Annotated in this window: 18 protein-coding genes; 13 read left to right on the top strand and 5 right to left on the bottom strand. The window is 59.1% G+C overall.

The features are described from left to right. The first annotated feature begins 35 nt into the window (after nt 1-35). Both AC6I1V_RS16520 and AC6I1V_RS16515 read left to right on the top strand, forming a co-directional pair. A complete protein-coding gene (locus AC6I1V_RS16520; RefSeq protein WP_497737257.1) occupies nt 36-296 on the top strand; it encodes a hypothetical protein in 261 nt (86 codons plus the stop codon). Between the two features lie 42 nt (nt 297-338). Then, nucleotides 339-464, top strand: coding sequence for a hypothetical protein (locus AC6I1V_RS16515; RefSeq protein WP_497737256.1), 126 nt, complete (start codon nt 339-341; stop codon nt 462-464). A gap of 1,237 nt (nt 465-1,701) precedes the next feature. Here AC6I1V_RS16515 and AC6I1V_RS16510 read toward each other — a convergent pair. Beyond that, the gene (locus tag AC6I1V_RS16510) at nt 1,702-2,526 is read right to left on the bottom strand and encodes a helix-turn-helix transcriptional regulator (RefSeq protein ID WP_486854739.1); all 825 of its coding nucleotides are present in this window, start codon (nt 2,524-2,526) and stop codon (nt 1,702-1,704) included. A gap of 653 nt (nt 2,527-3,179) precedes the next feature. On the opposite strand from AC6I1V_RS16510, the gene AC6I1V_RS16505 reads away from it, so the two are divergent. The 8 genes from AC6I1V_RS16505 (at nt 3,180) to AC6I1V_RS16470 (ending at nt 12,957) form a co-directional block, all read left to right on the top strand. Beyond that, nucleotides 3,180-4,784 (top strand): amidohydrolase, encoded by a 1,605-nt coding sequence (locus AC6I1V_RS16505; protein ID WP_302552304.1) that lies wholly within the window; start codon nt 3,180-3,182, stop codon nt 4,782-4,784. A gap of 304 nt (nt 4,785-5,088) precedes the next feature. Then, nucleotides 5,089-6,324: a M20 family metallo-hydrolase gene (locus tag AC6I1V_RS16500; protein ID WP_486854738.1), complete on the top strand. Its 1,236-nt coding sequence runs from the start codon at nt 5,089-5,091 to the stop codon at nt 6,322-6,324. Between the two features lie 60 nt (nt 6,325-6,384). Next, nucleotides 6,385-7,416, top strand: a complete 1,032-nt coding sequence (locus AC6I1V_RS16495) for a TRAP transporter substrate-binding protein (RefSeq protein ID WP_482333629.1) — start codon at nt 6,385-6,387, stop codon at nt 7,414-7,416. A gap of 145 nt (nt 7,417-7,561) precedes the next feature. Then, on the top strand, nt 7,562-8,596 hold the full coding sequence (locus tag AC6I1V_RS16490; protein WP_302552301.1) for a TRAP transporter substrate-binding protein: 1,035 nt from the start codon (nt 7,562-7,564) through the stop codon (nt 8,594-8,596). Nucleotides 8,597-8,647: 51 nt separating this feature from the next. Next, a complete protein-coding gene (locus AC6I1V_RS16485) occupies nt 8,648-9,154 on the top strand; it encodes a TRAP transporter small permease (protein ID WP_302552300.1) in 507 nt (168 codons plus the stop codon). Nucleotides 9,155-9,157: 3 nt separating this feature from the next. Continuing rightward, nucleotides 9,158-10,426: a TRAP transporter large permease gene (locus AC6I1V_RS16480; protein WP_497737255.1), complete on the top strand. Its 1,269-nt coding sequence runs from the start codon at nt 9,158-9,160 to the stop codon at nt 10,424-10,426. 88 nt (nt 10,427-10,514) lie between these two features. Then, nucleotides 10,515-11,561 carry an ABC transporter substrate-binding protein gene (locus AC6I1V_RS16475; protein ID WP_302552298.1) on the top strand — a complete coding sequence of 349 codons (1,047 nt, stop codon included), beginning with the start codon at nt 10,515-10,517 and terminating at the stop codon, nt 11,559-11,561. Between the two features lie 640 nt (nt 11,562-12,201). Next, complete coding sequence (locus AC6I1V_RS16470) at nt 12,202-12,957, top strand: ATP-binding protein (protein ID WP_486853845.1); 756 nt, start codon at nt 12,202-12,204, stop codon at nt 12,955-12,957. 321 nt (nt 12,958-13,278) lie between these two features. Here AC6I1V_RS16470 and AC6I1V_RS16465 read toward each other — a convergent pair whose 3' ends face one another. Further along, nucleotides 13,279-14,349, bottom strand: a complete 1,071-nt coding sequence (locus tag AC6I1V_RS16465; RefSeq protein ID WP_486853844.1) for a LacI family DNA-binding transcriptional regulator — start codon at nt 14,347-14,349, stop codon at nt 13,279-13,281. A gap of 389 nt (nt 14,350-14,738) precedes the next feature. Between AC6I1V_RS16465 and AC6I1V_RS16460 the strand changes: the two genes are divergently transcribed. Continuing rightward, nucleotides 14,739-16,067, top strand: a complete 1,329-nt coding sequence (locus AC6I1V_RS16460) for an MFS transporter (protein WP_302552295.1) — start codon at nt 14,739-14,741, stop codon at nt 16,065-16,067. Between the two features lie 303 nt (nt 16,068-16,370). Then, a complete protein-coding gene (locus AC6I1V_RS16455) occupies nt 16,371-17,228 on the top strand; it encodes a phosphodiesterase (RefSeq protein ID WP_486853843.1) in 858 nt (285 codons plus the stop codon). Between the two features lie 304 nt (nt 17,229-17,532). Here AC6I1V_RS16455 and AC6I1V_RS16450 read toward each other — a convergent pair whose 3' ends face one another. Together AC6I1V_RS16450 and speB are read right to left on the bottom strand one after the other, a co-directional pair. Then, nucleotides 17,533-18,591 carry an ABC transporter substrate-binding protein gene (locus tag AC6I1V_RS16450; RefSeq protein WP_486853841.1) on the bottom strand — a complete coding sequence of 353 codons (1,059 nt, stop codon included), beginning with the start codon at nt 18,589-18,591 and terminating at the stop codon, nt 17,533-17,535. A 10-nt stretch (nt 18,592-18,601) separates the two neighbouring features. Then, nucleotides 18,602-19,555 (bottom strand): agmatinase, encoded by a 954-nt coding sequence (speB, locus tag AC6I1V_RS16445; RefSeq protein ID WP_486853840.1) that lies wholly within the window; start codon nt 19,553-19,555, stop codon nt 18,602-18,604. Nucleotides 19,556-19,837: 282 nt separating this feature from the next. On the opposite strand from speB, the gene AC6I1V_RS16440 reads away from it, so the two are divergent. Then, nucleotides 19,838-21,205 (top strand): sigma-54 interaction domain-containing protein, encoded by a 1,368-nt coding sequence (locus tag AC6I1V_RS16440; protein WP_486853839.1) that lies wholly within the window; start codon nt 19,838-19,840, stop codon nt 21,203-21,205. 350 nt (nt 21,206-21,555) lie between these two features. Here AC6I1V_RS16440 and AC6I1V_RS16435 read toward each other — a convergent pair whose 3' ends face one another. Next, a complete protein-coding gene (locus AC6I1V_RS16435) occupies nt 21,556-22,425 on the bottom strand; it encodes a LysR family transcriptional regulator (protein ID WP_486853838.1) in 870 nt (289 codons plus the stop codon). Between the last annotated feature and the right edge of the window lie 17 nt (nt 22,426-22,442).

Below are 22,442 nucleotides of genomic sequence, written 5' to 3'. Positions count from 1 at the left end.
ACGGTACCAATTCCAATATTGGGCCTTGTCGCTTATTGACGCCTTGCCCGCAGGACAAAAAGAAGGGGGCGGACGGCGGGTTCGGCGGCTTCATCTGGGCCTATGACGGCCCGAACGTGAAGAAGCCCTTCAAGATCGCCGTGTCTGTGAAGAGCGGAAAAATCCCGGCGAACCATATCCGCGAACTGGCAGGGTTGCTCAACACCAGTAAGGACAATATGCAAATGGCCTTCCTGTTCACGCTGGAGGACCCCAGTAAGAAGATGCGGGCGGACGCTCTCGCCGCCGGGCACTAGGAATATTCCAACGGGAAGCGATTTCAGCGTATCCAGATTGTGATGAGCAGGGAACTGCTGGCCGGGGCCAAACCCGACTACTTGGACTATAGGGAGGGCAGGGCTATGAACAAGCAGGCTAAGCGCGAGGTCAAGCCGGGGCCGAAGCAGTTGCAGCTTACTCAGTGAGGTGTGAGTTGATGCTCGACGCCGTGGAGGTGTTCCGGTTCGGGGATTTTGCAGGGTGGTTGATTGAGGGATAGAAAAAGCCCTCTCGGTGGTGATCCGGGAGGGCTTTCTAGACATATATTTGTGTTCTATTTCGCCACATTTTGACACATTATGCTGAGTGCAAGTATGATTTTAAGTATAGTAATGTATAGTGTATACCCCGAATGTTTTTTGCGTGTCTGGGGTACGGCGGCGGTTGTGTTTTAGGTATGGCCTCGGTGGGAGCGAGGGAAATGAGTGCTGCCGAGTTGGTGGACTGTGGGAGGTTGCGGCAGCCTTGGTGTGAGCGAGGAAATGGGCCTGTCGGATGTGGTTGATAAGAAAGGCTCTGCCATATTGTTTTATCTTCACAGTATGGTGACAATACAGATGTTTTCCCCATTTTTTTCGTTTTTCCGGCGATGGGCTCCATGCTTGGGGCCTTTTATTGGTTATTTCTTTGGGATTTCAAGAAATAGGGTATCAGCCATTTTTTATGATACAGCCATAAGAAAAGGTGCCGTGTTGTGGGAACCGTATGCCAATGGATGATAACAGGCTATGAAACGGTAAAGAGAGATTTGAGGAAAAGAACAAGGAAAAGCCCTGACACATCAAGTGTTCAGGGCTTTTCCTGATTTCCATATGGAAAAACCTGCTAGTTGTACTTCCTTACGCCATAGATACCGACGACAACGGAGATAAGCATGAAAGCACCAGCAATGATCATAATCGGAAATATGGACATGGTGGACTCCTTTATCGTTACAGGTTTCAGAAAAAGGAAACACACAGTAGAAAATCAGTGCAAAAGTTTGTAGAGGGAACCCTTTTGCCGTGAATCTTGTCTATCATTATTGCAGGAAAAGAAGCAAACGGAAAAAAATGTTCTTTTTGACAACCAAAATTTATTAGAAAGGCCCTGCCACAGGATGTGGCTGTTTCATCTCCACACATGATAACCATGCGGCTTTTTATCCGGTTTTCTTATCGGAGGGCTTCATGGCCGAGGCATTTTATTGGTTATCCCTTTGGGACTTTAAGAAAGTAACCATTTCCTATGGGCACGGCCATTGGAAATGGCACGGCATAGCCTGAAAAAAGCCCGCACGGCGAAAACGTCTTGCGGGCTTTTTTTGAAGGAAGAGGCGGAAAAGCGGGTGCTGCCGGGCGGCGGAAGGCGCGGGGGCTGGTTCCGCCGTAGCCTTGGGATGTTTCATTCCTCGGCTTTGTCAATATCATGGCGGCGTTTGGCAACGGCGCCGGGGGTGCTGCCGAAATGCTTCTTGAAAGCCGAGATGAAGGCGGAGACGGAATTGTAGCCGCAGTTCAGGGCGACGGCGGTGACGCTTTGCCCCTGTTCGATTTCGTTCATGGCGTGTTGGAGGCGCATGATTTGCAGCCAGCGCCCGAATGTCTGCCCGGTTTGCCGGATGAAGAGGCGGGAGAGGGTTTTTTCCGACATGCCGAGATGCCTGCTCCAATCGGCTATGCATATCGGCGCGTCGGGTGCGGCCAAGGCCGCCGCGCACAGCTCCACCAGGCGGTGTTCGGAAGGCATGAGCAGGGGCCCGCCCACTTCCTTGCTGGCTTTGAGGCGATCCATAAGCACCAGCGCGAACCGTTTCCCTTCCTCCGTCGTGAAGTCCGGCTTGAGGTCGTCCACCGCAAAAAGAAGCTCCCGCAGCAGCGGGGACATTTCCAAACCGTGGCACTTCCGAAAGCGGGGGGAATCCTTGAACAGGGAAGCGTGGAAGAAAAGCGAGCGGTTCCATGAGGCTTCGGGCAGGTACCATTCATGCTGGACGCCCGGCGGGACCCATGTGGCGCGGTACCCCTGTCCAAGGAAGTTTCCCGTTTCCGAGCAGAGGACGATGCTGCCCGTGGCGACAAACAGCAGCTCCCCCCAGTCGGGGTGGACATGCAGGTCGCTCCATGTCCCGGCATCCTGCCTTTCATTAAAGGCGTAAATGAGTTGTGTCTCATCAACGAAACAGGCTTCGTTCGTCCGAGGATTCCAGTAATGCTGTCGCAGCGCCATAATGCCCCCTGAGCCGTATCGGGCGGTATTGGCTTCTGATACGGAAAAACTGTTCCCTGATGCCCCGCGCCGTCCACGGAGGTGGGGCATCCATCTGAAAATGCCGTTTCGTTCCTTCATGAAAACATCCCATCCAAGCATAGCCATTCCATGCCTGTGGGATTGCTGCTGCGGCGCTGTGGATGCCCGCCTTATGAAGTCACGGAACTGACGTTGCCATACTTTTGCCTGTATCAGAATGGATTCCCTGTGCGCAACGTGCCGGATCCGGGCGCGGCAGACAGCAATGGGGAGGCTGGGGAGCGGATAAAATAACGATATGCAATTGTTAGCTGTTTATACCTTGTTCCGTTTCGGAACAAAAAATGTCCATTTGGCGTTATCTTTTGTCCATCCTTCGCAAGTAAACGGGAATATCATACCGTACCTTTCTTAGAAAGAACGAAAAGTTTTTCACCTGACTGCATAATGGATTTATTTCTTTAGGATTATAAAGATACTCCTGTGCGGTCTTTTTTAAGAAAGACTTTCGTTCTAAAAAACACAATAGCGCAAAATGGACAGTTGGGCTGTGTGTTTTTTTCCGGGAATTTTTTCGCCATTGCGTTCCGAACGCCCCCATACGACGCACGAACCATCAAAGGAGCAAGCCCATGTTGGTAAGCAAAAAGACCGTCTATGTCGGGGCTGATATCGTCACCATGTCCGAAAAGGCTCCCAAAGCCGAAGCCGTCTGCATTGCGGGCGGGCGCATCGAGTGCGTCGGGAGCCGTGAGGAAGTCCTCGGATACGCCAAAGCGGGTGAATATGATGTCGTGGATCTCGGCGGCGGGACTCTCTATCCCGGCTTCATCGATACCCACAGCCATATGTCCTCGTTCAGCCGCTGCCTCAATCAGGTGTACTGCGGCGCTTCGCTCGGTTCCATCGCCGCCGTGCAGCAGGCCCTGCGCGAGAAGGCCGCCGCAAGCGACGACGAATGGGTGATCGGTTATGGGTACGACGATTCGGGCATTTCCGACAACCGCCACATGAACCGCCATGATCTCGATGCCGTCTGCGCCGACCGGCCCGTGATGGTTGTCCATATTTCGGTGCATATGGGATATGTGAACAGCATCGGCCTCGAACGCCTTGGCATCACTGCCGATACGAAGATCCCCGGCGGCGAGGTCGTCCTTGACGGGAACGGCGTGCCCACCGGCCTGCTGTTGGAAAACGCCATCATCGAGGCATCGGGCCGTTTGCCCGTCCCCACGGAAGAGCAGGTTCGCGAAAGCCTCGCCCGCGCCATCGCCGAGTACAATAAGGAAGGGTTCACCACCTTTCAGGATGGCGGGCTTGGGATCAACGGCGAAGCCGAAGTGTTCCTCCGGCCTTACATGGAGCTTGCCCGCGAAGGGCGGCTCAACGCCCGCGCCTATTTGCAGCTTTTGCCTTCCGAGATGGACAAGCTCATCCCCCTCGGCGTGTGGGGCATCGGCAACGACCACATAAAGATCGGCGGCGTCAAATACTTTACCGACGGCTCCATTCAGGGGTTCACCGGCGCGCTGCTTGAGGACTACCATACCCGCCCCGGCTACAAGGGCTCGCTGCTGTGGCCGCAGGAAGAGATCGACGAAACCATCATCAAGTATCACTGCCTCGGCTTTCAGGTCGCCGTGCACACCAACGGCGACGCCGCCTCAGAATCGGTCATCCGAGCTTTTGAAAAGGCCGTGGAGCGGTGCCCTCGTACGGATCTGCGCCACATGCTCATCCATGCGCAGCTCGTTTCCGACTCGCAGCTTGAGCGCATGAAGGCCTGCGGGATCATCCCCAGCCTGTTCGCCCGGCATATCGAAGTCTGGGGGGATCGGCACGCCGCCACGTTCCTTGGCCCCGAACGCACCGCGCGCATGGATCCCGCCGGTTCCTGCGTCCGTTTGGGCATGCCCTTCTCGCTGCATGTGGATACGCCCGTCCTTCCGGTGACGGCCCTCGGCAGCATGCACGCGGCGGTAAACCGCATCAGCGACGGCGGTGTCCTGTTCGGGGCCGATCAGCGCATCACCCCGCGTCAGGCGTTGGAAGCCTACACGACCTACGCTTCCCTTTGCTGCGGCGGGGAACACGACCGCGGGCGCATCGAGCCGGGCCGGTTCGCCGATTTCGTCCTGCTCGACAGCGATATTGAAGCCATCGATCCGTCCGGCATCAGGGACATCAAGGTCTTAAAGACCATCTGCGGCGGGCGCGTGGTGTACGAAGCATAGCGGAAAAGGCCGGGGGAGGGCGTTTCAAAGGAAGCCCCCTCCCTTGGCACAGATGGGGGTTGGTTCCGCCCGCAGGCATTGGGCGGGGAGGGCATACGAAGGCCCCGTTCCGTCGGCGCATTGACGGAAACGGCGGCGTAAGGCTCCGCTGAAACGCGGCGGTAGTTTTTGTAATACGGGCGGGTTGGAAGTGCGGGGCATTTCCCCAAGGCTGAAGGGGTTCGGGCATGCCATGCGTCGGGCGGCCCCACGGATGTCAGGGAACACGGAGAGCCATCGCCGGAGGCGGTGGAGGAGGTTTTCCATGCAGGCACAGCGCCTTTTCGATACGCTTGAAGAACTGTCCACATGCAACGCGACGCCCGGAAACGGGGTGACGCGGTTCTCATGGTCGGAAGCGGACGGCCGTGCCCGCCGCGTGCTTGAGCGCGAGCTGAGGGCCATCGGGCTGGAACCGTGGGCCGACGGCATGGGGAACCTGCACGCCCGGCTTGAAGGCACGACAGGCGCTCCCGCCGTACTCACCGGCTCCCACCTCGACACCGTGCGCAACGGCGGGCGCTATGACGGGACATACGGCGTGGTCGCCGCGCTGGAGGCGCTGCGTTCCTTCCATGATGAAGGGTACAGGCCGGAACGCGCCATTGAATTCATCGCCTTCGCGGAGGAAGAGGGATCGAATTTCGGTTCCACATGCCTCGGCAGCAAGGGCATCGTGGGGCAGATCGATGTGGAGGGCCTGAAACGCCTGAGCAATGCCGAGGGTTCCGCCTACGATAAGCTGCGGGCGTTCGGGCTCGACCCGGATGCCCTGCCCGGCCAGCAGATCGATCCCGCGAATGTTAAAGCTTTCCTTGAAGTCCACATCGAACAGAACGCGGTGCTGGAAGACGCCGGGCGCGGGCTCGGCATCGTTACCGCCATTTCTGGGATGCGCCTGCACCGCATCGTGTACAAGGGCCGCTCCGATCATGCCGCCAGCCCCATGCAGGGCCGCCGCGACCCCGCCGCCGGATTCGCGGAGCTGGCCTTCCGCATGGAGCGGCTCTGGAAGGAGGGCGGGCTGCCGGAAGATTTTTCCTGTACCATCGGTGAATTGGCCTGTTCCCCCAATGTGGGGATCGTCGTTCCCGAATCGGTGACGTTCACCATTGACATACGCCATGTTGACGTGCCCGTCCTGGAAGAGGGCTGGAAGCGCATCGAATCGCTCGTGCGTTCCGTCGCCGAATCCAGAGGGCTTGATCTGGAGCTTGTCCGGCTTTCCGCCAGCGGGGGCGTGCGCACGTCCTCCGAAGTGGGCGAGGTGTTCCGGCAGGCGGCCGAAAGGCGGGGTGTCCAACCGCTCTTGCTCAAGAGCGGGCCCGCCCATGACGCCGCCAGCCTTGGGGGCCGCGTGCCGGTCGGGCTTTTGTTTGTTCCGAGCATCAAGGGGCTGAGCCATTGCCCGCAGGAGGCCACCGCGCCTGAGCACCTCGCTTTGGGGGCATGGGTGCTTGAGGATGCGCTGCGTTCCCTTGCGGGGGGTGGCCGCCCCTGATGCCGGAACCCCTTCGGTTGGCTTTCATTTTGGGTAACTTTATCCACAGGAGCTATTCGCATGAAACGGTTTCTCATCGCCTTTTTGGTGTGTACCGCAATGCTGCTTGCTCAGGCGCAGGCGCAGGCCGCTTCAAAGATCACTGTGATTGTGGCCTCGTCCGTGGACACCAGCGAACAGAACTACATGAACGTCACCTATAAGAAGCTGGTGGAGCTCGCTCAGAAGTATTCAGACAACGCGTTCGATTTCCAGTTGTTTCCGAGCATGCAGCTTGGCGACGAACAGGAAACCGTCCGCGCCCTCCAGCTCGGCACGCTCCAGATGTCCATGCTCGCCACGAACAACTATGCGCCCTTCGCCCCGTCCTGCGGCTGGGTGAACATGCCGTACCTGTTCGACACGCTGGAAGAGTTCCGCGCCCTGCTTGACGCCATGTGGGATCAGAACAACGAATGGGCCGTCAAGGAAGGCGGATGCCGCATCCTGTCCATCCTCGACATCGGCTACCGCCAACTGACCACCAGCGCCAAACACCCTGTCCGCAAGCTCGCCGACGCCAAGGGCATCAAGATCCGCACGCCGCAGAACGCCCTGATGGTGTCCACGTTCAAGGCCCTCGGCCTCGAACCCACCGCCGTTTCCTTCTCCGAAACCTTCAACGCGCTCCAGCAGGGCGTGGTGGACGGTCAGGAAGGCTGCTTCAACAACGTCGTGACCCTGAAGTTCTACGAAGCGCAGAAGTACGCCACCCAGATCAACTACTCCGTGCACAGCGCCAACATCATCGCCAGCGAACGCTGGCTCCAGAGCCTGCCCGAAAAGGAGCGCAACGCCCTGATCCGCGCCGGCAGGGAGGCTATGGAATATGAGCGCACCAAGGTCGCGGGCATGCTTGAAGCCGACGACAAGCTGATGGTGGAACACGGCATGGAACTGCTCGGCGTGGTTGAAGACCTCCCCGAATGGATCCGCCTTGGCCGTACCGCGTGGCCCAAGTGCTATGACGTCATCGGCGACGGCGATGCCGCCAAGGGCAAGGCCGTTATGGATATCGTCCTTGCCAAGAAGGAAGCTCTGGCGAAGAAGTAGCCCCTTCCGGGGCGTCCGGGGGGAATGCCCCCCGGATCCCGGCGGAAAAGGGAGCCGCCGGGGTGTTGAGGAGGTTTCCGCAGCCGTTTGCGGAATGTTTCAGCGGGGTTTTTCCCGCGAATATGTCACTTCAAGGGGAAATGACATGAAGAAATTGCTTGTTGCCTGCCTGCTGTGCGCGTCTGTGATCGGCCTTGCGTTCGGTCAGGCGAAAGCGGCCTCGAAGATTCCGGTGATCGTGGCTTCGTCCGTGGACACCAGCCCTCAGAACTACAGCAACGTGTTCTACAACAAGTTCACTGAACTGGCCCAGCAGTATTCCGACAACGCCTTTGACTTCCAGTTGTTCCCAAGCATGCAGCTCGGCGACGAGCAGGAAACCGTCCGCGGCCTCCAGCTCGGAACCATCCACATCAGCAACGTCGCCACAAACAACTATACGCCCTTCGCCCCGTCCTGCGGCTGGGTGAACATGCCGTACCTGTTCGACTCGCTGGAAGAGTTCCGCGCCCTTGTTGACGCCATGTGGGATCAGAACAACGAATGGGCCATCAAGGAAGGCGGATGCCGCCTGCTGTGCATCCTCGACATCGGCTACCGCCAGTTGACCACCAGCGCCAAGCACCCGGTCCGCAAGCTCGCCGACGCCAAGGGCATCAAGATCCGTACCCCCCAAAACGCCATGATGGTATCCACGTTCAAGGCCCTCGGCCTTGAGCCCACCGCCGTCTCCTTCTCCGAAACCTTCAACGCGCTCCAGCAGGGCGTGGTGGACGGTCAGGAAGGCTGTTTCAACAATGTTGTGACCCTCAAGTTTTACGAAGCGCAGAAGTACGCCACCCAGATCAACTACTCCGTGCACAGCTGCAATTTCGTAGTCAGCGAACGCTGGCTCCAGAGCCTGCCCGAAAAGGAGCGCAACGCTCTGATCCGCGCCGGCAGGGAAGCTATGGAATATGAGCGCACCAAGGTCGCGGGCATGCTTGAAGCCGACGACAAGCTGATGGTGGAGCACGGCATGGAGCTGCTCGGCGTGGTTGAAGACCTCCCGGAATGGATCCGCCTTGGCCGTACCGCGTGGCCCAAGTGCTATGACGTTATCGGCGATGGCGACGCCGCCAAGGGCAAGGCTGTCGTCGACATCGTCTTGGCCAAGAAGGAAGCTTTGGCGAAGAAGTAAGCTGTCCCCGGCGGGGAGGGCTTCCTTCCCGCCATTTCTCCGGGAGGTATCATGAAGGTTTTGCGCTGGCTCGACGAATGGGCTGAAGAATTTTGCGTTTCAATAATGCTGTCCCTGCTCATCATCCTTTTGGGGACGGAAGTGTTTTCCCGGTTCCTGCTCGGCAAATCGTTTTCGTGGGTTGAAGAGCTCTGCCGTTACCTGTTCGTATGGGCGTCGTACCTCGGCGTCGCCATTGCGGTGAAGCGCAAGGAGCAGCTCCGCATCCTCATGCTCATGGATACGCTGGAAAAGCATTTCCCGCGTCTGGTGAAAGTCTGCTACGTGGTTTCCGAACTTTCGTTCGCCGCATTCTGCATGCTCGTTTTTTACTACAGCATCAACATGCTCGAAAACATGACCCGTTTCAAGCAGGTTTCCGCCTCTCTTGAAATCAATGTGATGTACGCCTACCTGATCATCCCGCTCAGCATGGCCGTTACGACGTTCCGCGTGCTTCAGGGCCTGTACCGCGATTTTCGGAACAAGACGCTTCACTTTGAAGGCAGGGGGGATTAAGCCATGCTGCTCGTTTTGTCATTCCTCTTTTTCATGTTGCTTGGCTTGCCCCTGTTCGGGGTTATCGGGCTTGCGTCCATCATTTCGATGATCGGGATGCCGTTCCCGATGGAGTTCATCCCCCAGAACCTGTACACCGGCATGGACCAGTTCCCGCTCATCGCCACCATCGGCTTCGTGATGGCGGGGTTCCTCATGGAGCCTGCCGGGATCACCGGCGAAATCATTGAAGTCGCCAAGAAGGCGGTGGGCAACATCCGCGGCGGCCTCGCGATGGTGACCATCCTCGCCTGCATGATCTTCGCGGCGCTCAGCGGATCCGGCCCCGCCACCACGGCCGCCATCGGCAGCATCATGATCCCCGGCATGATCAGCGCGGGATACCGCAAGGACGACGCGGCCGCCGTCTCCGCCACGGGCGGGACGCTCGGCATCCTGATCCCGCCGAGCAACCCGATGATCATTTACGGCGTCGTGGCGAATACGTCCATCGCCGGGCTGTTCATGGCCGGGTTCATCCCCGGTTTCGTGCTGACTACCGCCATGTGCGTCACCGCCTACTGCATCGCCCGCAAGCGCGGCTATCAGGGCACCGGTGAAAAGTTTTCCGCTTTGGGCCTGCTCAAGGCGATTTGGAACGGCAAGTGGGCGCTGGCGACCCCGGCGATCATCCTCGGCGGCATCTACTGCGGCGTGTTCACCCCCACCGAAGCCGCCGAAGTGGGCGTTCTCTGGACGCTGTTCGTGGGCCTGTTCGTCTACCGCAAGCTGACGTGGAAGAACATTTCCTCGGCGCTTATCCGCACTTCGGCCTTCGCCGGTTCCGCCACGGTGCTGGTCGGCGTTTCGATGGCCTTCTCGCGGCTGCTCACCCTGTACCACATTCCCCAGACCGTGGGCGCGTTCCTCGCCTCCATCTCCACCGACCCGACGATCACCCTGCTGCTCATCGCGTTCTTCATCTTCCTGTGCGGCTTCGTGGCGGATACGCTGGCGATGGTCGTGGTGCTCGCGCCGGTGTTCCTGCCCATTACGAACGCCCTCGGCATCCATCCGATCCAGCTCGGCGTGCTGTTCGTGGTGTGCTGCGAAACCGGGTTCCTGACGCCTCCCTTTGGCGCGAACCTGTTCATCACCATGAAGATCACGGACGTGAAGCTTGAGGAAGTGGCGCTGAAGGCCTTCCCCTACTTGTGTACAATCTGGCTGCTCATCATTCTTATCGCGGCCTGCCCGCAGGTGGTGATGTTCCTGCCGAACCTGCTCATGTAAGCCCTCCCGGGGGCCCTTCGTGCGGCGGATTTGCCCATCCGTCGCGCGGGGGGATTCCCCTTCATGTCAACCTTGCGGAGTTTTTGTCATGATCCTCGGAAAGATGAAGTCGCTGCTTGTCGTGCTGGCGCTGGCCCTTTTGTCGGCGCCCGCCGTACAGGCCGCGCCCGCCAAGCTTTCGAGCGCTTGGATGGGCGAACACGAAACCTTTGTGGCATGGTACGCCAAGCAGCAGGGCTGGGACAAGGAAGCCGGGCTGGATCTGGCGATGATGCCTTTTGATTCGGGCAAGAACATCGTTGAAAGCCTTGCCGCCTACGACTGGGCCGTCGCCGGCTGCGGCGCCGTTCCCGCCCTGACCACGCCGCTCAGCGACTACCTGTACATCATTGCGGTCGCCAACGACGAATCCGCCAACAACGCCATTTACGTGCGCAAGGACAGCCCCATCCTTGGGGCCAAGGGGACGAACCCGGCCTATCCCAATGTGTACGGTTCCGCCGTAACCGTACAGAAGGCCGACATCTTGTACCCCAAAAGCACGTCCGCGCATTACCTGCTGGATACATGGCTGCGCATCCTCGGCCTTGGCGAAAAGGATGTGAAACTTCAGGAAATGGAGCCCACCCCGGCCCTGAGCGCCTTTACCGGCGGTGTGGGCGATGCTGTGGCTTTGTGGGCGCCGCTGACCTATGAAGCGGAGGCCAAGGGGTTCAAGGCCGTGGCGGATTCCAAGGACTGCGGCATCACGCAGCTTGTCCTGCTGGTGGCGAACCGCCGTTTTGCGGATCAGCACCCTGAGCAGGTGCAGGCGTTCCTCAAGATGTATATGCGCGGCATCGAAGCCCTGCGCGCCAAGCCAGCCAAGGAGCTTGCCGCCGACTACGTCCGTTTTTACAAGGAATGGACTGGCCGCGATCTGACGCCTGAAATGGCTGTTGCGGACATCCAGAGCCATCCGGTATTTACCCTTGACGAGCAGCTTGCCATGTTCGCCCCTGGCGGCAGCGTCCAGAAGGCCCTCAACGAGATCGTGGACTTCTCCATCAGCCACGGCAACTTTACCCCGGAACAGATCGACAAGATGAAGGGCAAGACGCAGGTTACCGCCCGTTTCCTTGAGGCCATCAAATAGGCCGCCTGAAAACAGGGCAGCCCCGCCCCTTTCCGGTTCACGCCGGGAGGGGCTTTTGTTTTGGCTGTGCCCATAGGAAATGGTTGATGCTTCTCAAGGCGCCGTCAGAGCATGTGGCTGTTTCATCTCCACAGCACGGTGGACATACGGCCTTTTCTCCAGTTTTCCCCTTGGCGGAATCCCTGATTAAGGCATTTTGCCGGTTATTCCTTTGAAGCTTCAAGGAAAAAAGCATCAGCCATTTTCTAGGTCGTGTCGTCAGTTAGATATGATCTATTGAAATGATTGAACTGTCTTTTAAGTCACAAAAAAGATTATTTTAAATAATTTCCAATAATTATATATAGAATAACGACACGGTCTAGGCCACAGCCGTTCTCAAAAGCCCAACGGAACAACCAATAAAATGCCCCAAGCATAAAGCCCATCGCCGGAAAACTGGAGGAAAAGCCTGTATTTTCACCATACTGAGGGGAGCAAACAACCACATGCCATGACAGCCCCTTGCTTTTTTGCCGTAGTATCCGCTTCTTCAAGCGGTTTTGCGGCAAAGGGGAAAATCGTGATCTTGATCACGGCGCCGGGCTCCCGTAGGGTGTAGGGATGGGCATACGGAAAGAAAAACCCGGAGGGATCCGCCATGAAGGAATATAGGAACATCATTGAAATAGACAGGGATCGCTGCAACGGCTGCGGACAGTGCGTGCTGGATTGCGCCGAGGGCGCCATTGCGATCATCGACGGCAAGGCTGCGGTGGTTTCGGACAGCTATTGCGACGGGCTCGGCGCGTGCCTTTCCGGGTGCCCGCAGAACGCGCTGGCCATCGTGCGCCGGGAAGCCGCGCCCTTCGATGAGGAGGCAGCCATGCGCCACGTCGCGAGGCAGAAGGAGGCGCGCAGGCAGCAGCTTTTCCAGCCGCTCGGCAAGCAGGAGCCGCATGGGACGCTCGGCTGCGGGTGCTCCGGGACCACCGTGCAGGAATTCGCCCCCCGGAAGCCGCAGGGAAACGAGGCGGCGGGGCCGGTCGGCGAAAGAAGGCAGACATGGCCCGTCAAGCTGCGGCTCGTGCCGCCGTCCGCCCCGTTCCTCAAGGATGCGGACATCCTGCTTGCCGCCGACTGTTCGGCCCCCGCGTCCGCCCGTTTCCATGAGATCGCGTCTGGAAAGGTCGTGCTGATCGCCTGTCCGAAGTTTGAGGACAATCAGGAAATGCGCGCCCGTCTCGTTGCGCTGTTTACGGAGGCGCGCCCGGCCTCGGTGACGGCCCTGCGTATGGAAGTCCCCTGTTGCCGGGGCATTGCGGCGGTTTGCCGTGAAGCCGCCGGGGAGTGCGGCATCCCCGTCCATGAGCTTGTCATGGGCCGTGATGGGGAGTTGTGCCCGATGAATGGGTGAGGGGGAACGGAGAGCCGGGGGAGGGGAACTTTTCTGGAGAAAGGTTCCCCTCCCCCGATTCCAAGGCTTTCGGCTGGTGGGGAGGCGGCACGCAGGGAGTCCGTCCCGATGGGGGATGGGGGAGGATATTGCGGTGTGCAGGGATGGGAAGCGGTTATCTTATGAGATAACCGCTTTGTTTTATGGGCTTCAGCCTGTTGAGGGCGCGAGGCGGCCGAAACAAGAAACCACCCGCTATGTGGGTGGTTTCTTGTTTTTTCTTTATGGTGTTTTCCCCTCCCCGTACAGGGCCGTGGCCGCATCAGGGGCAGGGTCTGGGCCCTATTTCCCCCCTCCGCGCGGGGCTGCGGTCGAGTCCCGGACAATCAGGTGGTGTTTGAATTCGACGCGGGTGATGTTGCGGCCGGACGACTCGCCGGACATTTTTGCGTGAAGTATTTCAAAAGCGTTGCGTCCCTTGTCCGCGATGTAGTGCTCCACCGTGGTCAGGCCCACGGGGAGGAACTGCGAGGGGAAGATGTTGTCGAACCCGCACACGCTGTAGTCTTCGGGAACCCGGCGGCCTTCGGCCCGGATAGCGTCGAGCACGCCGTAGGCCACCATGTCGTTGACCGCGACAAAGGCCGTGACGCGCCGCCGTTCGCCGAGGCATTTGCGGGTCAGCTCGAAGCCGACGGCGTGTTCGATGGAAATGTTGTCCCGCTCCTCCTTGGGCGTCACCTCGCGGGAGCGTACGATCACGGAACCTTCCGGGCACTCGTCGCGGTAGGTGTCGCGCGCGCCTTCCAGACGGCGGACGCGGGCGGAGTTGGCCTCGTTCAGGGTGGTGGAGATATAGGCTATGTGCTTGTGCCCAAGGCCGATCATATAGTGGGCGATAATGGCCCCGGCGCTGTAGTTGTTCATCTCCACGGTGTCCACATTGAGGCTGGTGTTGCGGTCGCCGATGACCACAATCGGCACGAGCCTGTTCACGCGTTCCACGAGTTCGGTGGACTGCGGCATCATGGTGAACACCACGCCCGCAAGATCCGAGCCGGACACGGCGTTCAGGATGCGGATCTCATTTTCGGCGTCGCGGTAGGTCGTGTAGACGAGGGTGTCGCAGTCCCTATCGGCTGCGGCCTGCTGGATGGCCTGCACGATGGTGGAATAATAGGGGTTGAGGACGTTGGGGCAGACGATGAGGACTGTCTTGCGATCGAAGAGGGAGGGCCGCTTTTTGGCTGTGGGAGCGTAACCAAGGGCCTCGGCGGTTTCCCGTACCTTGCGGACGGTATCGGCGGAGAAGGAAACATCCGCCCGCCCGCTGAGGATCATGGAAACGGTGGCGGGGGAATACCCGGACTGCCTGCTTATATCAGCCAAGGTGACTCTGGTTCTGGGGCTCACGACATCCTCTTTTTCGTTGTTTTGAGGAACATATAGACACAGACCTTTCAGGTGTCAAACCTGGCTTGGAGCTATTAAATTTTTAATTATAATATGTGAAAAAAAGAAGATGAAAAAGGGGATTTTTGAAAAATTCATTTTTTCAACAAAAAGACACAAACGGTATATTGCCATATCTCGGATTAGATGGCATGGTTTCTGCGGTATTATGCCAATAGGGGCGGAACGGAGCCTCTTTCGGCATTGAAAATGAGGCTGAGTTTTTATTAAATTTTTAATGAGCGGACGGCGGATCCTCAGACGGCCTCGCCCCGCGAATCCCTCACCCGGCGCCGCGGAAGAGGCGGACGGGCAACCCGGACGGCGGAAGGCCGTCCAAGGAGCATCGCATGAGCGCACCCAGCAAACGGGAGATCCGCAAGGTCGTCCTTGCCAGTCTGCTCGGAGCCACCATCGAATGGTACGACTTCTTTCTCTACGGGGTTGTGGCGGGCATCGTCTTCAACAAGCTGTTCTTCCCCACCACCGACCCGTTCATAGGCACCATCCTTGCCTACAGCACCTTTGCCATCGGCTATCTGGCGCGTCCCCTCGGCGGGTTCGTCTTCGGCCACTTCGGGGACAAGCTCGGACGTAAGAGTATGCTGGTGCTGACCATGCTCATCATGGGGCTGGCGACCATCGGCATCGGCCTTGTCCCGACCTATGCCCAGATCGGCATTGCCGCGCCGATCATCCTCCAGACCCTGCGCCTCTGTCAGGGCCTTGGGCTGGGCGGCGAATGGGGCGGTGCGGTGCTCATGACCTATGAATACGCGAGCAAGCGTGAACGCGCCTTTTACGCCAGCATCCCGCAAATGGGCCTTGCCACGGGGCTGTGCCTCTCTTCCGGCGTGGTGGCGCTCCTGTCGTGGGGGCTCTCGAACGAGCAGTTCATGGCATGGGGCTGGCGCTGCGCGTTCCTGATCAGCGTGGTGCTGGTGGGCGTGGCCCTTTATATCCGCATGCACATCCTTGAAACCCCCGACTTCCGCAAGGCGCAGGAACGCGGCAAGACCGAACACAAGAGCCTGCCCATCGTGCGCGTTTGCAAGGATCACCCCGGCAACATCGCGCTCGGCGTGGGCGCGCGCTGGATCGACGGCGTGTTCTTCAACGTGCTTGCGGTGTTCGTCATTACCTATCTGGTGCAGTATGTGGATGTGCCCCGCACGCAGGCGCTCACCGTGGTGATGATTTCCGCCCTGGCCATGTGCCCGTTCATCCTGATCGCCGGGCGTCTGGCCGACCGTTTCGGGCGCGGCAAGGTGTACGGCTTGGCGAGCCTGCTCTGTGGGGTGTCCATCTTCCCCTCCTTCTGGCTGATGGAAGGGAGCGGCGGCAACCTGTTCCTCATCGGGCTTGCGATCATCATCCCTCTGAGCGTATTCTACGCGGGCGTGTTCGGCCCTGAGGCGGCGCTGTTCTCCGACCTGTTCCCGCCGGACGTCCGTTATACCGGCATTTCCATCGTGTACCAGTTCCCCGGCTTCCTCGTCGCGGGCATCGTGCCCGGCCTGTGTACCCTGTTCATGAAGTGGAATGACGGCGATCCCCTCTACGTCTGCCTGTTCACGCTTCTTGCCGGCCTCACGAGTGCCGTGTCCGCCTTTATCATCCAGCGCAAGCACAATGCCGCGGTTCGCAGAAGCGCCGACGGCGAAGTTGAGCACGTGTAAGATGCCGTAGCGGAATGGGGGATTGGGGAGGGTGGGGCCTTTCTGAAAAAGGGGCCCTTCCTCCTTCCTTTCCTCCCTGCCAGGCGGGCCACGGGATGGGGCGCGTAATGGGCATCCGTTCCCGCTGCGGGCCTCGGCTTGAAAGGCCGGAGGCGTGGGGCATTGCGCGCGGAGTAGGTCGGAGGAGGAAAGCCCCCAAACCTCTCCCGGCGGGGCGCATTGCGTGCGGAGTGGATCGCCGGAAACGGAGCCTATCCGATTCGGCGAGGTTCATGGTTTTTTAGATGATGCGCGGAGGCCGTTGTGTTTCCGCACAACCGATTGAAGGTAAGCGAAATGCGTATCCTGCATCTTTCCGATTTTCATTTGCGCGGCGACGGCGGCCTTTCGTTCCGGGTGGTGGACACCCTCGAATGCCTGCGGGTTGCCGCGGATCATCTCAAGACGCTTGTTCAAAAGCCCGATGCCCTGGTCATCACGGGCGACTTGGCCGACAGCGGGGACGCGCACGCCTACAGCCTGCTGCATGAGGCGCTTGCGCCGCTTTCCCTGCCGGTGTACGCCGTGCCCGGCAACCATGATCGCCGCGACAGGATGCGCGAACTGCTGGGGGGCTGGTGCCCCGCCGACGCTTCCGTGGCTCCATACCTGTGCTATACCGTGGAAGATGGCCCGGTGCGTCTGGTCATGCTGGACACCATGCAGCCGGGTTCACATTCCGGGCACTGCCCTGAGGCCGTGGCGGACTGGCTGGAGCGGACGCTTGCGGCCCGCCCCGGCGTCCCGACCCTGCTGTTCATGCACCACCCCCCGTTCGTGACCGGCATGGGCGCGATGGATGAGCCTTTTGAAAATGTGGGCCGCCTCGCCGACATCCTGAGCCGTTCGCCGTGGGTGCGCCTGAGCTGCGGGCATATGCACCGCCCCATCGTGACCCAGTGGGCGGGCCGCATCGCCCTGACCGCCCCCGCCGTGTCCATGCAGATCGATCTCGACCTTTCCCCTGAGGGCGGGGACACCTTCCGCATGGAAACCCCCGGCTACCTGCTGCACCATTGGGACGGCACTGTCCTGAACAGCCATATTTGCCAGATTCCGTGTTCGCCCACGTTCTCTGGCCCCCACCCCTTTGTCGGCTCCGTGAACCCCGTTGAAGGATAGCAACTCGGGACGGCATTCCCCCAAAAAAGGTTCCCCACCGGACTGACGGCGGGGAACCTTTTGTTTTTGGCCCTGTCACGGGATGCGGCTGTTCCTTTGCCGCATATCGTGAAAACGCACACTGCAATATCGTGAAAATACAGCTTTCCTCTCTCTCTCTCTCTCTCTCTCTCTCTCTCTCTCTCTCTCTCTCAGCCAATCCGGTTGGCGGGCTTCATGGCCGGGCCTTTTATCGGTCATTCCTTTGGGGCTTCAGGAAGGCATCAGCCGTTTCCTGCGGCGCAGCCTTGCTGTTCAGGGGCCGTTACTTGACGAGCTTCAGGAACTTGTCGGTGACGTAGGAGGCGTTTTCGACCTTCTTGAGTTCATCGGGGGTGATGCTGCCGATGGAGGCGAAGAACCGGGCGGTGTCGGCCTGCCACTGCTGGGCGGTGCTCATGCCCTTGGAGGCGTCGAAGAGGGCGAGCTGTCCCTTGATGTCCCATACGGGATGGGATTCCAGATCCAGCCGGGCGAGTTCCTTGGAATAGGTCTTCCCGGCCCAGTCGAAGAAGAAACGCTGGTATTCGGGGATCAGGTCGTCGATGCTGGACGTCCGCAGGTGTTCGACGCCGCGCAGGTAGACGGAGAGGAACTTTGCGGTGGTTTCAGGATGGGCGTCGGCGTACTTGGTATCGGCCACGAGGACGAGGGGGGTTCCCTTGCCGCACAGGGCGGCGTTTCCGGCGACCTTCCAGCCCTTGTCGGTTCCGGCGTACATATGCGGCGCCCACAGGGCCACGAAGTCGCCGATGCCGTTTTCAAAGGCGGCGAGGGCCTGCGGCTGATCCATGTTCTTGATGGTCACTTCGGAGGCCTTTACGCCGACGGCGTCGAGCCACGCGGTAAGTGCGAAATGGGCTGAGGAAACCGTGGTGCAGAGGATGGTCTTGCCGCGCACGTCCTCAGGGCGTCCGAACACGCCGGGATGCTTGGGGTTGAGGCCCTGAGTCTTGAAGACGGGGTTGTCGGGGCGGGCGAGCACGGCGACACAGGAGGATTCGTCGGTGCCGACGCCGATGACGCTGGTGCCGTAGCGCAGGTTCCCCATCATGGCCGGAACCCCGCCGAGACAGGAATACTGCCATTCGCCCGCGGGGAGTGCGTTGAGGATGGCCATGCCCGAATCGAAGAACAGGATGTCGATGTCAAGCCCGGCCTCTTTATCCCATCCTTTTTCCTTGGCGTACCATATGGCGAAGGTTTCATAGGAATCCATCCACGCCGTGCGGATCTTGGTGAGCGGGGCGGCGGAAACGGCGTTGCACAGGGAGAAGGCCAGCACGACGGCGGCAAGGCCGGAGAAGAACTTGTTCAGGCGCATGATGAACTCCTTATGCGGGGTTGTGCTTCTTGTTGGCGGCGAGGCAGGCCAGAAACGCATGGATGATCCCGGCTGCGGCGAACGAGGTGATGCCCGCGGAATCGGTATCCGGGAGGACTTCCACCAGATCCATCCCGACAAGGCGTTGTCCGGGGCACACGCCGAGGATCAGCCTGAGGGCCTCATGGGTGGTGAAGCCGCCGATTTCCGGCGTCCCGGTCCCCGGCGCATAGGCGGCGTCGAGGAAGTCGATGTCAAAGGTGACGAAGACCGGGGTTCCGGGACTGATCCGGCCGCGCATGATGCGGATCGCCTCGTCCATGCCGATGTCGTGCAGTTCCCACCCGCTGATGACGCGCATCCCCTTGCCCTTGGCGTAGTCGAGGCTGGAACGGGAATAGAGGGGGCCTCGGATGCCCGCCTGCGTGCTTTGTTCGGGGAGGATCAGCCCTTCCTCGATGGCCCAGTGGAAGGTCGTGCCGTGGTTGTAGGGTTTGCCGAAAAAGTCGTCGCCGGTGTCGGAATGGGCGTCGAAGTGGAGCAGGGCCACGGGGCCGTAACGCTTTGCCACGGCGCGCAGTTCGGGCAGGGTGATGGAGTGGTCGCCGCCCATGATCACCGGGACGGCCCCGGCGCCGAGCACGCCCGCAACGGCGGCTTCGATGCGCTCGAAGGACTCGTCGAGATAGCCGGGGATGATGTCCACGTCGCCCGCATCGACGCCTTGGCAGTGCTCGAAAATGTCCACGTCAAGAACGCTGTGGTAAGACTTCAGGATGCTGGAGGCGTCCCGGATGGCCGCCGGACCGAACCGGCATCCCGGCCTATAGGAGGTCGCCGTGTCGAATGGCACGCCGAGCACGGCGAAATCGTTGCCGGAGCAGTCGGCGGAATGCGGCAGGCGTTGGAAGGTGCGGACCCCGCAGAAACGGGGGGAAGCCAGTGAATTGACGGGGACGCCCATGTCATGCTCCTTGTTTTTGTTGGAAGGTGGTTTTGCTCCATAAAAAGCAAGGTACATGCCATTATGTAATATGTTGAAACAAAAGGATGTTGTGTTTTGGAAAAAGAAGGCTGGCTATTCAGTTGTGAATACCTTGTGGCCCCGCAAGGGCGGGGGGAGGGGTATAGGTTTATCTATCATATAGGAATATAACAGAAAAAAAGAAAAAAGATCCTGCGGCGGCCTTGTTATTCAAACATGAATAGCCTATTCAGTATTGAATATATCCGCAGGAGGCCCGCCATGCCGCCGTTCGATGCCGCGTTACCGAGCACGGAAGATCTGTTTTCCGTCATTGAGGCCATCCACGACAACGTCGCCATTGTTGACCACAACGGCGTCATGCGCTGGGTGAGCAGTTGTTTTGAGCGCAATTACGGGATCAGCCGCGACCGGGTCATCGGCAGGACGACCTACGAACTGGAGGCGGAAAAAGTGTTTTCGCCATCCGTGGCGGCCCTCGTCCTCAAAACCCGCCGGGTGGTCACGCTGACCGAAGCCACACGTTCGGGGCAATACAATATCGTTACCGGCGTCCCCATTTATGATGATGCCGGGGATGTCTCGTTTGTGGTGAGCTACAGCGTGGACATGCGCTATTCACGCAGGCTGCATGAGGAATACCAAAAAATCAGCGCGTTGGTGTCCCCGGATGCGCCCCAATCCGTGGAGGGCCCGCCCTTCAGCGGGATTATGCGGGCCATTGCCGCGACCATCGAAAAGCTGGCCAAAGTGAACACGACCGTGCTCATTACGGGGGAATCCGGGGTCGGGAAGAACGTGGTCGCCCGTCTGGTGCACCGCCTGAGCGACCGCACGGACGGGCCGCTGGTCGAAATCAATTGCGCGGGCATCCCCGCCCCGCTGTTGGAATCGGAGCTGTTCGGCTACGAGGCCGGGGCGTTCACCGGGGCCAGCCAAAAGGGGAAGGAAGGGCGGATTGCGCTGGCGGACAAGGGCACGCTGTTCCTTGACGAGATCGGGGAACTCCCGTTGCGCCTCCAATCCAAGCTATTGCAGGTGATTCAGGAAAAGCAGATCGTCAAGCTCGGCGGGGTAAAGCCCGTTTCCATTGATTTCCGGCTGGTGGCGGCGACGAATCAGGATCTGGAGGCGCTGGTGGAGAAGAAGCGTTTCCGCAGCGACCTGTTTTTCCGGCTCAACGTCCTGCCGCTGCGGATTCCGCCCCTGCGGGAACGGCGCGAGGAGATCATGCCGCTGTGCCTGAGCATTTTGGAGGAGATGAACGCCAAGTACGGGACTGAAAAGGTTTTTTCCGAGGAAGTGAAGCGGCATCTCGCCGCCTACTCGTGGCCGGGGAATATCCGGGAGCTGCGCAACGTCATTGAACGGCTCGTGATAGTTTCTTCTGGGGGCGTCATCAAGGCGGCGGAACTGCCGGAACATATGTCCCGGCATCAGGGGAACCCGGAAAGCCCGATGGGCGGGAGCCTGCCCGATGCGTTGGAGGCGCTTGAGCGGCGCATGGTTCTGGAAGCGTATAAGGCCTGTGGGACGACGACCGGGGTTGCGAGGGCGCTGGGGATCAGCCAGCCCACGGCCGCCCGGAAGATTGCGAAGTACAAAAACGAGGCGCCCGGAGAGGGATAGGCTGGGGCGTGTTCACACTACGCTGAAATTTTCCCATAGTTGAAGAGGGTTGGAAAAATGCAGCATCGTTTAAAAATGATGATAACCATCTGTAAAAATATGTTTATTTTCTGTTTGCGTGGACAGGTCTAGGGGAGATTGTTTTCGCCTGCCGCGCAATGCCTGACGGGGGAACGCGGAAAACATTTTCGGCAAGGGCGATGGATGGCGGGATGGCGAGGGGAAGCGGGGCCCGCAATGGGGCCTTCCTTACAGAGGGATGCCGTTCCGCATCCGCCAATGCTGCAATTCTCAACAATATATTTGCTTTTTTGAAGAAATTGTCGTTTTAACCGAGAAAGGCCGGCATGTTATGCCTGCCTTTTGCCGTTAAAAACGGCGCCTATCATGTTCACGCATTCTTGTGATGCAGGTGTCAAATCGCTAAGGCTGTTTGCAAATATTCCAATATCAAAAGTAATCTCCGGCGTAACGGGGTACTTCTGATGCCCCGGTGCCAACGTGTCCATCGTGTACTCTGATAGGATTCCAACTCCGATGCCGTCCAGCACCATATTGATGGCGGTTTCCGCCATTTGCACCTGAAGAAACTGTCCGGCAGGGGGTGGCTGCCGGACATAATCCAAAATCGTTTCATAGGCGGATTTGTTTATGATCATCAGGTCGGGCGGGGTAGCCAAATTCACTTCTGAAACACCGGGATACTCCTTTGGCAGCATGGCCGCCATACGGTCACGGCGCAGCACGATGGAATCGAATTTCCCAAAGGGAGAGCAGGACACCGCAAAATCAACGGAATGCTCCTCCACCATGCGGAAAATATCATTGGGGCTGCCTTCCTTGATTTCAACCGTCACGCCCGGAAATGCCGCCCGATACGCTTTCAGGGCTTTTGAAAGGATGGTTGAAACAAGGGAGGTCAGGGAGGCGATCCGCAGGCGGCCCTCCACAAAATGGTTTTCCTGATAGGCTGTCTGGGCGATGCGGTTGTCCAAATCCTCCATCTGCTTGGCGAGAAGCAAAATCTTCTGTCCCACATCGGTGAGCATCAGCCCATTGCGCTTGTCCCGGAAGAACAGCTTGACGTTCAATTCCGCTTCCAGTTTTGAGATGGCGTTGCTCGCGGCTGGCTGTGTGATGTACAGCGTTTTTGCGGCTCGTGTGATGCTTCCGTACTCAGCCACTCTGAGAAAAATTTCCAAATTTCGGTTCAACATCATTTTTTAGTTATCTCATC

It is taken from the genome of Bilophila sp. T19-St14 (assembly GCF_059728385.1).
The sequence above is the reverse complement of the archived record's forward strand: the minus strand, read 5'-3'. Positions and strand labels throughout refer to the sequence as shown.